Below are 13,591 nucleotides of genomic sequence, written 5' to 3'. Positions count from 1 at the left end.
TGTTTCAGGGCACAGCGTGGGGCTCATTCCGGCGTCCTCAGGTAAGTTAGACGTGGTGAAATAAGACCGGATTTCCACAAGAAGCAGACCTCCAGGGAGACGCCCAAGCATGTCCAAGATTATCTATACCCACACCGACGAAGCGCCGATGCTGGCCACATATTCGTTTTTGCCGATCGTTGAGGCCTTTGCTTCGACTGCAGGTGTGGAGGTGGAGACCCGCGACATCTCGCTTGCCGGCCGGATCATCGCCGGTTTCGGCGATTACCTCACTGAGGAGCAGCGGATCGGCGATGCCCTCTCTGAACTGGGCGAGCTGGCCAAGAGCCCGGACGCCAACATCATCAAACTGCCCAACATCAGCGCTTCCGTTCCCCAGCTGAAGTCCGCCATCGCTGAGCTCCAGGCCAAGGGCTATGAGCTCCCGGACTACCCGGACAACCCGTCCTCGGATATTGAGACGGGCGTCCGCTCGCGCTACGACAAGATCAAGGGCTCGGCCGTCAACCCGGTCCTGCGCGAAGGTAACTCTGACCGCCGCGCACCTCTTTCAGTGAAGAACTACGCCCGCCAGAACCCGCACTCCATGGGTGCCTGGTCGTCGGAGTCCAAGACCAACGTCGCCACCATGGGTACAGACGACTTCCGCTTCAACGAGAAGTCCGTGGTTATTGCTGCCGATGACACCATCTCAATCCAGCTGGTCCGCGAAGACGGCACGGTAAAGGTCCTGAAGAAGGCCTTCCCCGTGCTGGCCGGTGAAGTTGTGGACGGCACCGTGCTCCGTGCCGCGGCCCTGGACGAGTTCCTGGCCGCCCAGATAGTCCGTGCCAAGGAAGAGGGCGTGCTTTTCTCCGCACATCTGAAGGCAACCATGATGAAGGTCTCCGACCCCGTCATCTTCGGCCACGTGGTCAAGGCCTACTTCTCGGATCTCTTCGCGACATACGGCAAACAGCTCGCCGCTGCGGGTCTGAGCGCCAACAACGGGCTTGCTTCCATCGTGAACGGCCTCGAGGATCTTCCGGAGGACGTCCGCGAAGGCGTGCAGGCCGCCATCAAGAAGGGCCTCGAAGACGGCCCGGCGCTGGCCATGGTGGATTCGGACAAGGGCATCACCAGCCTGCACGCCCCCAGCGACATCATCGTTGACGCTTCCATGCCCGCCATGATCCGGACGTCCGGCAAGATGTGGGGCCCGGACGGCAAGGAAGCGGACACCCTCGCTGTGATCCCGGACAGCTGCTACGCCGGGGTCTACCAGACCGTGCTCGATGACTGCCGTGCCCACGGCGCCTTCGATCCCACCACCATGGGCACCGTACCCAACGTCGGCCTGATGGCGCAGGCGGCCGAGGAATACGGCAGCCACGACAAGACCTTCGAAATCCAGGCAGCCGGCACCGTCCAGGTCGTGGACAGCTCCGGCGCCGTGCTGATCCAGCACGAGGTGGCCCCCGGCGACATCTGGCGCGCCTGCCAGACCAAGGATCTGCCCATCCGCGACTGGGTCAAGCTGGCTGTCACCCGTGCCCGCGCCTCCAAGACCCCTGCCGTTTTCTGGCTGGATGAAGGCCGCGCACACGACGCCAGGCTGATCGCCAAGGTCAAGGAATACCTGCTGGACCACGATACCGAGGGCCTGCAGATCGAGATCATGACCCCGGAGGACGCAACTGCCTTCACGCTGGAGCGTATCCGCAAGGGCGAGGACACCATCTCGGTATCCGGCAACGTGCTCCGTGACTACCTCACGGACCTCTTCCCGATCCTTGAGCTCGGCACCAGCGCCAAGATGCTCTCCGTGGTTCCGCTGATGAACGGCGGCGGACTTTTCGAGACCGGTGCCGGCGGATCCGCCCCGAAGCACGTCCAGCAGCTTCTGAAGGAAAACCACCTCCGCTGGGACAGCCTGGGTGAATTCCTTGCCCTGGCCGTCAGCTTCGAGCACCTGGCCACCACCACGGGCAACGCCCGCGCCCAGGTCCTGGCCGACACCCTGGACCGCGCCACCGGAACGTTCCTGCTGGAGAACAAGTCCCCAAGCCGCAAGGCGGGGGAGCTGGACAACCGCGGAAGCCACTTCTACCTGGCGCAGTACTGGGCCCAGGAACTGGCCAGGCAGACTCAGGATGCCGAGCTGGCAGCCGCGTTCTCCGCCGTTGCCGAAGCGCTGAAGTCCAACGAGGAAGAGATCGTATCCGAGCTTGCCGCCGTGCAGGGCGCCCCGGCCGAGATCGGCGGCTATTTCCGCCCCGATGCGTCCAAGACTTCTGCGATCATGCGCCCCTCCGCCAAGCTGAACGAGGTTCTGGCCACGCTGAAGTAGTCCTCAGGATTTTCAGCCGGCCCATAGCCGGCGTACCGGGATCTCCTGGTGCGCCGGTTGTGCTTTAACGCCTGTGGCTGTTGCGGTTCAGAGCCAGTGGCAGGACGGATGTTCCGCATGCCCGGGCGCGGAGCGGAGTTGCTCGTGCCCTGAACCAGAGGAGAACGAGTGTCTGAAAATATGACCAGGGACCAGGCGCTCCTGGCGGGCCCGGACCAGGCGCACCTGACCACCGAGGACTTCCTCGCGGCCCTGGACGAGCACCTGAAAGAACGCCTGGGTTAATTCCCAACGGGGTAGCAGCACACGTCGTTTTGGGCGCTCAAAACAGCGTGTGCTGCTACCTGGATTTAGCCCTCACGGTCGTCCCGGAACAGAAGGACATAGACAGCCCAGATCGGCGGCCTCGTACGGAGTATCGTGAGCCGCATGGACAACGTCGTCGAGATTGCCGGGCTGGTCAAGAGCTTCGGTAGAACTTTGGCTCTGGACGGGCTGGATCTCGCCGTTGAACGTGGCGAAGTCCACGGGTTTCTGGGCCCCAACGGCGCCGGTAAAACCACCACGCTGCGCATCCTGCTGGGTCTTCTCAGGGCCTCCGGCGGGTCTGCCATTCTGCTCGGCGGCGACCCGTGGCGCGATGCCGCCACGCTGCACCGCAGGCTGGCCTATGTGCCGGGCGACGTCGTTCTGTGGCCGAATCTGACCGGCGGCGAGATCATCGATATTCTCGGCCGATTCCGCGGCGGCTTGAGCAAACGCCGCCGCGATGAGCTCATCGGGATCTTTGAGCTCGATCCGCGCAGGAAGGCGCACACGTACTCCAAGGGCAACAGGCAGAAAGTCGGCCTGGTGGCGGCATTGGCGTCGGACGCCGAACTGATGATCTTTGATGAACCGACGGTCGGGCTGGATCCGCTGATGGAAGCCGTCTTCAAGTCCCAGGTCCGCGCGGCACGTGATGAAGGCGGCTCCGTGCTGCTCTCCAGCCACATGCTGACCGAGGTCGAACAGCTCTGTGACCGTGTCAGCATCATCCGCTCCGGGCGCAATGTCGAGACCGGCACGCTGGCTGAGCTGCGTCATTTGGCCAGCAGCCGGGTCACCGCCGTGCTCGGCTCCGTCCCTGCGCAGCTGTCCGCGATGGCGGGCGTTTCGGACGTACGCGTGGATGGCCGGCGTGTGTCCTTCCATGCCGACGCCGAGGCCCTGGACGCCATCATGGGACTGCTGGCCCGGCATGAAATACGCTCACTCACGATCCAGCCACCCACTCTGGAGGAACTATTCCTGAGCCACTACGGCACGGACATCGGCGCGCCCGGCGCGCCCGGCGCATCGGCCGCGGGAGGACGCAGGAGCCGGGCGGCGTCATGACCCCATCGGTGGCCCGCGGGCAGGCAGCGGCTGCAGCCGCAGCGGATCGGGGTGCCGGCTCGTTCTTTGCCGGTACCTGGCAGTGTGCCAGGCTCATCCTGCGGCGGGATCGTCTCCGCCTTCCACTGTGGTACGGCCTCGTCTTTGTACTTGTGCTGATGGTTGCCGCCGTCATTCCGGCGGAGTTCCCGACGGAACAGGACCGGACCATCCTTGCCGGCCTGAGCAACACCAATCCGGCCGAACTGCTCTTTTTGGGCCGGGTTCACAGCGCCTCCGTCGGCGGTCTCACCGCTTGGCGTGTCACCGCATTCGGCATCATCGGTCTGGGCTTGGCCAGCCTGTTCACCGTCCTGCGCCATACCCGCAGGGACGAAGAAGAGGGGCTCCGCGAGCTCCTCGGGGGTGCGGTCCTAGGACGGTGCGCACCCCTTGCGGCCGCCAGCGCAGTGACCGCGGGCGCCAACCTGATGCTGGCGGCCGCCACCGGCGCGGCCCTGACTGGTTTGGGGTTGCCGGCCGCCGGGTCCTGGGCACTGGGGCTGCAGCTGGCCTCTTTTGGGTGGACAATGACGGCTGTCGCGGCTTTGGCGGCCCAGCTGAGCAGCGGCTCGCGGATGGCGGCCGGTATCGGCGGTGCGGTGCTGGGCCTGCTGTATGTGCTGCGCGGCCTCCCTGACATCGGCGGTCCGGACTGGCCTGGCTGGTTAAGCCCGTTTGGCTGGGCCGACGCTGTGCAGCCCTACGCCAGGGACCGGCTGACTCCGTTGCTGCCGGTCCTCCTCTTCCTGGTCATTTCCGTGGCGGCCGCTCTGGGTCTGGTGCTGCGCCGCGATGTCGGCGCCGGACTCCTCACGGACCGGCCCGGACCGGGAGAAGCGCAGGACTGGCTGGCCGGTCCCTTCACCGTTGCCCTGCGCCTGAACGCCGCCGCCCTGGCGGGCTGGGCCGCCGGCGCCGCCGCGGTCGGGCTGCTGATGGCCGGCACCGCCCAAGGGGCCGCAGCCCAAATTGCCGCGAGCCCCGTCCTGAAGAACATGATCAGCGGAGGCGAGCCGGTGTTCGCGTTTTACGCGCTGGTGACCGATGAAATGTGCCAGATCTTCAGCGTTTTTGGCATCTCCGTCATCCTGCGGCTGCGTAGCGAAGAAACCTGCGGACTGGCGGAATCGGTCCTCTCCACGCCCCTGCACCGGCTGCGCTGGGCCGGTGCAGGTCTGGCCGTCGCGGCCGGAGGCGCGGTCGTCGTTCTTGGCATCTTCGGTGCGACACTCGGTGCCGGCAGCTCCGCGATAACCGGCCACACCGGCGATTTCTGGGTGCTGCTCGGATCCGTTCTCACACGCCTGCCCGCGGTATGGGTCATGACAGCGCTGGCCGGCGCACTGTTCGGCCTGACACCAGGGCTGGCAGCTGTTGGAACGTACGCCGTGCTGATCTTCTTCTTCGTCCTGGACGTCATCATTGCGATGCTGCGCCTGGACACCGGACTACTGAAGATTTCCCCGTTCGTCCTGACCTCTTCCCTGCCCGCTGCCGCGTTCGACCCCGGGCCGCTCATCCTCCTCACGGTCGTGGCACTGGTCCTCGCCGTCATCGGGCTCTGGGGCTTCCGACGGCGGGACGTTACCTAGCGGCCGCCCAAACCGGAGGCACCGCCGAACTGCAATCCCAGCTGTGGCCCGTATCTATTCGTTGAACAGGGGCGACCACAGCCACCGTCGTCTCCGCTGCAGCCATTGGTGACAACGCGGGCCGCACCGACGACGTCGTCCCGGCAGGGACGAGATCCGCTCCAGCCGGACCCTCATCCGAAGGTACGGCGGCAAGTAGACGGCCCGGACGGGGCGGGCGCAACCCGCCCACACCAGACAACAACAAATCAGCCACTAAGGAACCCGAGGTGGACCTGGATCAAGCCGTCACGGTGGTCCTGAATGAGATTGACATAGACAACTAAGTGTGGCGACCAAAAGTCATAATCCAATGGAGAGGGCAGACGTCAGTGGCCCTTGCCTTTGCCGTCTTTGTTCTTACCGTTGTTGCCTTCGGCGGGCGCTTGAGCGGGAACTCCTTTGGCTTCGGCAGCGGCCCGAGCGGCTTCCGCAGCAGCGGCGGCCCCAGCGGCGACTCGCGCGGCTTCCTTCGCTGCCGTGAGGTCGGCCCGGACCGCGATCACTGCGCCCAGAATCTTCTGGTGCCGTTTGAAGGAAACCTGGCCGCTGGATGCGGCGGCGTTAAGGTCAGCGACAAGCGCGTCCAGTGACTTCAGTGCCGTGGCAGGATCGTTGCCGGCAGCGGCCCGGCTGACCGTGAGCACACGCTGCTGGAACTGTGTGGCGGCGTCGCTGCCCAGATCCGGTGCGGTAGCGCCGCACCCGGCAAGCACTGCTGCCAGTATGCAGCCGGCGATAGCAGTGCCCGGACGGCGCGGCCTGATGCCCTGTGCGGGAATCTGTTTCACCGTATTCATGGCTCCACGCTCTTTTGCAGTTCTGCCAGGTGATCGCCCAGAGTTCCGGCCACCGTGGGGTAAGGAACGACGTCGGGGGCTGACGGGGCGGTGACTGCCACTGCGATTGCGGCGGTCCCCGCGATCAGGGCAACGATAAACAGCACGGCGGCGAGCCATGCACGCTGGCCACCGCGGCGCAGCCGAACCAGCAACGGGACGCGCGGACGCCTGGCCGGCAACGCAGGCAGGACCCTGGTCCGTTCCTCCACAAGCACTCCGGGCGTTGACGCAGCTGACACCAGGGCCTGCCGCAGGGCGACTTCAACGTCTGCCGCCGTCGGTCTTTCCAAGGGCTCGGTGGCCGTCATGGAGCTAAGCAGTTTCGCCCACTCAGCCGGGACATCGTCAGGAAGTTCCGGCGCGCGGTGAAGCCGGGCCACGGCTGACTCGACGGCGCTGCCGGGGTACTCCACTTTTCCCTTGATGCATTCAACGAGCACAAGTCCCAGCGAATAGATGTCCGAGGCCGGCGACAGGGGAGAGCCCATGGCCTGTTCGGGGCTCAGATAGGCGGCTGTTCCCACCATGGTTCCGGTTGCGGTGAGGCGGGTGCCGTCCACGATTCTGGCGATGCCGAAATCCGTCAGCTTGGGGCGCAGAGGTTCACCCGGACGGACGTGGACCAGCAGGATGTTGGCCGGTTTGATGTCCCGGTGGATGATGCCCAGGTCATGAACATAAGCCAGGGCATCCGCAGTGCCGGCACCAATCACGGCCAGTTCGTCCAGCGGGACGCGGCTGTGCCTGAGCCGGGTGCGCAAGTCCTGCCCGTCCACCAGTTCCATGGTCAGGAAGGGCCGGGGCTCGTCCGGGATGCGCGTGTCAACGCCGGCGTCGAAAAGTGTCACCAGGCTGGGGTGGTTCAGCGTTGCCAGGAGCTCGATTTCAGCTTCCTGCCGCTTGAGTTCGTCGGCGTCAGGAGCCTGCGGTGCGAAAAGTTTCAGAGCCACGTCACGGCCAAGATTTTCATCGCGGGCCATGTAGACCGAGGACATTCCGCCACGGCCGATCACATCACCGAGCCGGTAGCGCCCTCCGAGTACATCAACACTCACCCCGATGGGTGAACCTTCCAACATGTCCCCGTCCCTCGTCCGCACTTGGTCGAAGTGCACTCCCAAGGATAGTGGGCTGCGCGGGAAGGCTCCACCCTTGCGGGCACACCGACGGCCCGGCCGCGAGCCCCTGGAGGAAGCTTCGCAGTCGAACCGCCGATGTAACAAGGAAATGTGCTGGGTGTTCCGCCTCAGCGGAAATTAATACCTCCTTCCCTAGTGGCTGGCCTGCAAGCGACAGGAGCCAGGTTGTCGATGGTCGGAAGAACGTCCGCCACAGACAACCGGGCTACTTGTGTGCCAAGGCCCGGGCCTTGCGTCCTGCGGCCAGAAAATGGAGGCCTGAAAGCAATAGGATCCCCGCGAGAGGAGCCCACTCAGAGTTGGCTCCCGTGGAAGCCAGGACGGGCGGGTTGACGACGGGCGGGTTCACGACGGTAGCCGTGGAGTCCCCCACGACCCCCACAGACGTTGCGCCCAGATTGATCGGCACTGTTACGGGTGCGACTACCTGGGTTCCGGAGGCGGTGCCGTCGGTTCCCGAAGTGGTGGCTGCCGGAGTTGCGGAGGGTGTGGTGGTTGTTGCTGTTGAGTCGCCGAGCAGGCCCAGTGATGTGGCGCCGAGGGTGATGGGGGCTGTTACGGGTGCGACGACCTGTGAGCCGGACAGAATGCCGTCCGAGCCGGAGGTGGTATCCGCTGCTGTTGCAGCGGTGGCGCCGAGGGCAAGTAGCACGCCGGCCAAGAGGGTGCCGAGCAGCCCCTTGCGAATAATTGTGTGCATTGCGACGTCTCCTGAGAAGTTGTTGTCGGGCGCTCAAGGCAGCCCGGTTGCCGTGTTCTGCGCCAAAAGGGCAGAGAGGACCGAACTAGTCAGGAGATGAGCCGGGATCGAGCGAGACCGGCGAAGGGGCATGCTGACGCGGTCCGCGGGCCGGGACGGCACCCGCCGGCGGAGCGGGGAAAAAGTCGCTTGATAGCAAGGCTGCGGGGCCTGATGAGCCCGAGGACTGCTGGCTGCTTCCGGAACCTGAACCAGGAGCGGCCGGGAGAAGGGCCTCGCCCAGCAAGGCGGTCAGCGCCCCGGCCCGTGATTCTCCGACATTGACGGGTCCGCTGGAGCCTGCTGCTGGAATGCTGACATGTTTGGCCGGCGCAGTGTCACTTGTGGTCGGCTGGCCAGCTGGATTCGCCGGCTCAACCGGGATCAGAGGGACGGTGACGTCAGGCGTAGACGGCACCACTACCGGCACGGTGCCGGGCAATGGAAGTGGAAGAGGCCTGGCCCCTGTCACCAGATCCTTAGCGGGCTGAAGGACGGGATCCAGAACGGGAACCGCAGCACCCACAGGGGTAAGAACAGCCGCCGCCACTCCGCCTGCAGCCTGGTCAGCCACCGCGGCAACAGGTGCAGCCACGGCCGTGACTGTGCGCGCGGGGACAATCTGATTCACCGCCGGAACGGCAGCAACCAGCTGATCCACCGAGCCAGCCGACCCACCAGGAGCCGGTTGGCGGAGCCCGGGTTTGGCAGGGGCAGGGGCCGAAGCAAGGCCGGGGACGGGGGCAACGGTGGCGCGAGGCGGGCTAGCTGCTGCCACAACGGGCGCCGTCAGGGAGCTGGCGGTGCTTCCAGGCGAAGTCACCGTGCCGCCGACTGACGACGTCGTGGAAACATAAGATGCGGGGCCGCCGAACAATGATCCGGAGTCGGGCGTATCGGCGTTTGCGGCCGGGGCGGAAAACGCCAGCCAGGCCAGCGCAGCGGCTCCTGCAAGCAGAACAGGCCGGAGGGGCCGAAGCGCACTCCACGCAGAATTAGATCCAGCCACGAGCAACACCCCCCAATTCACCGAAAAATCGACGATTGCCTAAAGCTTAAGACGATCCGGGTGGGGAGTCCAGAGATCTGGCAATAGATCCCTCGTTTCGACAAAGTCGCAGAGAGGCCCGCCGGGATGTTCAGCGGGCGTCGTTCGGGTAGCTGACCCCAAGCTGCGCCCTGACTCCGTCGAACAACCGCATGGTGTTGAGCGAGTCCTCCAGCGGCATGACCGGGCTTTCGCTGAGGCCCTGCTGGATGCAGCGGGTCACTTCGCGGAGCTCGTAGGCATAGCCGATTCCGACCACGCTGAACTGCTCCGTCCGAGGCTCATCACGGCCGATGCCCACCACGATCTCACGCGGATTGTTGACGGACCCGATGGTCTGCAGATAGCCCAGGCTGCCTGCCACGGTGGCCGTGCGCGGACCGTGAGCCAACAGCGAAGAGGTCAGCTGGACCTGGGCACCGTGATGGTAGCCGAGAGTCAACGCATTCTGGGCGTCCACGCCGTCGTCGTTAACATAGCCCGTGGCACTGACCGTTTGTGGGAATCCCAGGGTGCCAAGAGCCCACAGCAGCGGGTACACCGTCAGATCCAGCAGCGCTCCGCCGCCATCCTCACGCGCCCATATCCGTGCGGTGGGGGAGTACGGGGCAGGGAATCCGAGATCCGCGCTGACCCACTGAACGTCACCGAGCTCTCCCGAGGCTGCGATTTCGAAGGCACGCTGCATGCTCGGCAGGAACCGGCTCCAGACTGCCTCCATCAGGAAGAGCTTTTTGTCGCGGGCCAACGAAATGAGCTCGGAGGCTTCGCGGGCATTGATGGTGAATGCCTTTTCGCACAGTACGTGTTTTCCCGCATTGAGCGCAGCGAGCACGATTTCGTGGTGGTGGGCATGCGGGGTGGCAACATAGACAACGTCAACGGCATCATCGGCGAGCAACCGCTGGTAGCCGGGGACGCCGCCGTCGTCCCCGTATGCTTTCGCGAAACCATACTTTGCCGCGAATTCATCGGCGGAATCCTGCCGCCGCGAGCTGACGGCATGAAGCTCGGCGTCAGCAAGCAGCGCCAGGTCCTGCGACACTGCCTGGGCGATTCCCCCGGTGGCAATAACTCCCCAGCGCAGCGGGGTTCCGGTGGCGGAACGGGGGTCCTGATCGGACTGGCTGAAAAGCCATGGCTTGGCAATGTGCGGAGTCATGCCGACATCCTCTCATTTATGCCGGGTCCAGCCGGAAACCACGGACATATTTATTGCCCATCCTCATACCCAATATGTAGATACTACGTATAGTCTGGGGGTGCATCCTTCGCAGCAAGGGTCTGTGGGGAGATACCGGATGGAGCAGGATGAGAATTTTCAGACGCATCGTTATGCCTGTGGCGTGGTTGCTGGTGTTCGCCGTCGTCGCGGTGGCGCTGGTGAAGATAGCATTCGTGGACGGACTGACGCCGGAACCTGGCCAGGCCGGACCCGATGCCAAAGTAGCCATTCCGGTGGTCCAGGCAACACGGGCCACCGTGACCAACACGGTCCAGATCAAGGCCACCGTCCAGGACGACTCCGCTGTGGGCGTCCGGAGTACTGCGGCGGGCAAAGTGACGCACATTTTCCTCGAGCCGGGCGTGAAGGTGGGCCTCGGAGACCCGCTGTACCAGATCCAGACTGAAGTTCCGGCCGAGCCGGGGTCCGTTGAGGAACCGGCGCTGACGGCGGCCGGCCAGCCCGGCGGCCAGCCTGCCTCCCAGCCCGCCAAGCCGGTTTACGCGTACACCGATGTGCCGGCACCCGCCTCCGGAACGCTTGAAACCCTGACGGTGCTCATTAACCAGCAGGTAAGCGTCGGCGAGGCCACGGGCACGGTCAATCCCGGAACCTTCACCGTCTCCGGGCCGGTGGACGCATCGCAGCAGTACCGGCTGCTCGGCAAGCCCGGCTCTGCGCAGATATCCGTCGTCGGCGGGCCGGCACCCTTCCAATGCCCGTCCGTGGTGCTGAAAAACAATGCCAGCAATGACACCGCTGGCTCGCCCGGCGGAAGCTTGTCCGGTGGTCTGTCCGGTGGTCTGTCCGGCGGCGTGGGCCGCTCCGTGCCGTACGCGGCGGCTATTCCCGGCGGAGGCGGGGCACCCGAGCAGGGCGGCACGCCGACCGGAACGCTCAGCTGCGCCATTCCCTCCGGCGTGCAGGTCTTTGCCGGGCTGGGAGCCACCATGACAGTCACCGCAGGCCAGTCCAAGGACGTGGTCACCGTGCCGCTGACATCCGTTAAAGGCAGCGTCAAGGAAGGCCTTGTCTGGCTTGCCGCAGGGAGCGGAACTCCGGATGCGGGCACGGGCAAAAGTGGTACCGCGGCCGGCGACGGCGGCCGGCCCGGACAGCGCACGGTCCAGCTGGGCCTCAACGACGGCTCCGTAGTGGAAGTTGTGTCCGGACTGGCAGAGGGCGAGCAGATCCTGGAATTTGTCCCAGGCGCCGAAGCACCCGGACCGGGCGGACCCGACTTCGCCGGGCCGGGCTCCTACCCGGCGGGAGGCTAGCCCGTGGAAGAGCTCGTCCGGCTCACCGGCGTCACGCGTACCGTACGGCTGGCGGACGACCATGAACTGCATATTCTGCGGGGCGTGGATCTTGCCGTCCACAGCGGCGACCACACCGCCGTCGTGGGGCGTTCCGGCTGCGGCAAATCCACACTGTTGAATCTCCTGGGTCTGCTGGATGCGCCGAGCAGCGGTGAGCTGCGCTTCCTGGGAACCCCGGTGGAACAGCTGCGCGGCAACGCGCGGGCCCGCCTGCGCGGATCCACCGTGGGATTCGTGTTCCAGCAGTTCAACCTGCTGCCGGGCCGGAGCGCACTGGACAACGTCATCACCCCGCTGCTGTACGCCGATGGCCGTGACTTTTGGCGCCGGCGCCAGCTCGCCATGGACATGCTGGACAGGGTGGGCCTGGCACAGCGCGCCGACGCCCTGCCGAACATGCTGTCCGGCGGTGAACAGCAGCGGGTTGCCATCGCCCGGGCACTGGTCCGCCGGCCGCGGCTGATCCTGGCCGACGAACCTACCGGGGCGCTGGACGTGGACACCGGGCAGTCGGTGATGGCGCTGCTGGACACTGTTGCCACCGAATCAGGCGCTGCCCTGGTCACCATCACCCACGACGTCAACGTGGCTGCACTGGCCCGCGCCTGCTACCGGCTGGACACCGGCGTACTGACAGCCGCGGAAATCCCGACGGCGCAAATCCCGACGGCGGTGCCCTCATGACCGGCTTCGTTTCCGCAATGGTGGAGGCCTGGCAGGAACTGCGGATCAATAAGACCCGGATACTGCTTGCCCTGGTGGGTGTGGCATTGTCGGTCGCTGCGCTGACCTCCGTGGTGGGTGTCGGCAACCTGGCACGGGAGGGCATCAAAGCCAGCTCCGAACGCGATGGCGGCCGCTCCGCAACCCTTGGAATCGGTGTCTATGGACCGAGCCAGCCTGATCCGCAAAAGCTTGAGGCCGCCTACCAGGGAATCATCCAGCGCTACGGAATCACCTACTACTCCCGCGTGGCCCAGACACAGCAGGGCTTCCAGTTCCCGCGCGGCGTCCAGCAGGTCCAGCTGCAGGTGGTTGACCCCGGCTATGGGGTAATCCACCGCCTGGATGTCCGCCAGGGGTCATGGTTCGCGGCCGATGATGAACAGCGGCTGGCTCCCGCCGTCGTCGTCTCCGAAGGCTTCTACAATGCGGCAGGCCGGCCGAATCTGGCCACGCATCCCCAGGTGACGCTGCTCGGTGCGCAGGAGACAACAGCAGTGATGATCGGTGTGGTTCCTGACATGTTCCCGGAATCGCCGCCGTCGGCCTTTATGCTGACCGGGGCAGCCGAGCGCGCCGGCGTTCCCCGCTCCCAGGGCGGACAGTTCAAGTTCTGGGTGCAGGATGGCCAGGCGGATGCGCTCAAAGCAGCAATCCGTACCGACCTTCAGCTGCAGTTCCCGGGTATGCAGGCCCAGGCCGACCGCATGGACTATGCCAGCCAGGGCGATCCCTTCGCGATGGTGCAGCTGGCGGTCGGCGGGGTTGCGGGACTGGTGCTGCTGCTCGGTGCCGTGGGAATGCTCAATATCTCCATGGTCACTGTGCGCTACCGGGTGCGGGAGATCGGCATCCGGCGCAGTTTCGGAGCCACCTCCGGCCGGGTCTTTCTGGGGGTCATGATGGAGTCAGTGGTGGCGACGGCGGTGGCCGGCGTGGCCGGGGTCATGCTGGCGGTTGCGGTGGTGAAGAACCCCTGGATCGAGTCGAAGATCGCCCCCGGGCTCAGCGAGTATCCGGCCTTCCCCATCGAGGCAGCCATGCTGGGGCTGGGCGCAGCGGTGTTCGTCGGGGCGCTCGCCGGAGCGATTCCGGCGCTCGTTGCGGTGCGGGTCAAGGTGATTGACGCCATCCGGTTCTGAAATTCAGCACGAATTCCAGCCCAGGATCCTCACCG

General features: G+C 65.4%; 11 protein-coding genes. 6 read left to right on the top strand and 5 right to left on the bottom strand.

Features of this window, described 5'->3' with window-relative positions; translation table 11 throughout:
- Window positions 1–109 precede the first annotated feature (109 nt).
- The 3 genes from V3C33_01615 to V3C33_01605 all read left to right on the top strand — a co-directional run bounded on the left by V3C33_01615 (window position 110) and on the right by V3C33_01605 (window position 5,340).
- On the top strand, window positions 110–2,329 hold the full coding sequence (locus V3C33_01615; protein XAS68056.1) for an NADP-dependent isocitrate dehydrogenase: 2,220 nt from the start codon (window positions 110–112) through the stop codon (window positions 2,327–2,329).
- A gap of 429 nt (window positions 2,330–2,758) precedes the next feature.
- Window positions 2,759–3,706, top strand: a complete 948-nt coding sequence (locus tag V3C33_01610; protein XAS69614.1) for an ABC transporter ATP-binding protein — start codon at window positions 2,759–2,761, stop codon at window positions 3,704–3,706.
- Window positions 3,703–5,340, top strand: coding sequence for a hypothetical protein (locus tag V3C33_01605; GenBank protein XAS68055.1), 1,638 nt, complete (start codon window positions 3,703–3,705; stop codon window positions 5,338–5,340). The genes V3C33_01610 and V3C33_01605 overlap by 4 nt, the downstream gene beginning before the upstream one ends.
- Window positions 5,341–5,708: 368 nt before the next feature.
- On the opposite strand, the gene V3C33_01600 is transcribed toward V3C33_01605, so the two are convergent.
- The 5 genes from V3C33_01600 to V3C33_01580 form a co-directional block, all read right to left on the bottom strand.
- Window positions 5,709–6,179, bottom strand: coding sequence for a mucin-associated surface protein (locus V3C33_01600; protein XAS68054.1), 471 nt, complete (start codon window positions 6,177–6,179; stop codon window positions 5,709–5,711).
- The gene (locus tag V3C33_01595) at window positions 6,176–7,300 is read right to left on the bottom strand and encodes a serine/threonine-protein kinase (GenBank protein XAS68053.1); all 1,125 of its coding nucleotides are present in this window, start codon (window positions 7,298–7,300) and stop codon (window positions 6,176–6,178) included. Before V3C33_01595 ends, V3C33_01600 begins: the two co-directional genes overlap by 4 nt.
- Window positions 7,301–7,565: 265 nt before the next feature.
- Window positions 7,566–8,060, bottom strand: a complete 495-nt coding sequence (locus tag V3C33_01590; GenBank protein XAS68052.1) for an LPXTG cell wall anchor domain-containing protein — start codon at window positions 8,058–8,060, stop codon at window positions 7,566–7,568.
- A gap of 85 nt (window positions 8,061–8,145) precedes the next feature.
- Window positions 8,146–8,760: a hypothetical protein gene (locus V3C33_01585; GenBank protein ID XAS68051.1), complete on the bottom strand. Its 615-nt coding sequence runs from the start codon at window positions 8,758–8,760 to the stop codon at window positions 8,146–8,148.
- Between the two features lie 478 nt (window positions 8,761–9,238).
- Complete coding sequence (locus V3C33_01580; GenBank protein XAS68050.1) at window positions 9,239–10,309, bottom strand: Gfo/Idh/MocA family oxidoreductase; 1,071 nt, start codon at window positions 10,307–10,309, stop codon at window positions 9,239–9,241.
- Between the two features lie 149 nt (window positions 10,310–10,458).
- Between V3C33_01580 and V3C33_01575 the strand changes: the two genes are divergently transcribed.
- The 3 genes from V3C33_01575 to V3C33_01565 are packed head-to-tail and all read left to right on the top strand — an operon-like array spanning window position 10,459 to window position 13,556.
- Entirely contained in the window at window positions 10,459–11,649 is a 1,191-nt protein-coding gene (locus tag V3C33_01575) for a hypothetical protein (protein XAS68049.1), read from the top strand.
- A gap of 3 nt (window positions 11,650–11,652) precedes the next feature.
- Window positions 11,653–12,375, top strand: coding sequence for an ABC transporter ATP-binding protein (locus tag V3C33_01570; protein ID XAS68048.1), 723 nt, complete (start codon window positions 11,653–11,655; stop codon window positions 12,373–12,375).
- Window positions 12,372–13,556, top strand: coding sequence for an ABC transporter permease (locus V3C33_01565; protein XAS68047.1), 1,185 nt, complete (start codon window positions 12,372–12,374; stop codon window positions 13,554–13,556). The genes V3C33_01570 and V3C33_01565 overlap by 4 nt, the downstream gene beginning before the upstream one ends.
- Window positions 13,557–13,591 lie beyond the last annotated feature (35 nt).

The sequence above is a fragment of the Micrococcaceae bacterium Sec5.7 genome, from assembly GCA_039636785.1.
Lineage (GTDB): Bacteria > Actinomycetota > Actinomycetes > Actinomycetales > Micrococcaceae > Arthrobacter.
Note: the sequence above shows the minus strand (reverse complement) of the source record. Positions and strands in the feature narration are given on the sequence as shown.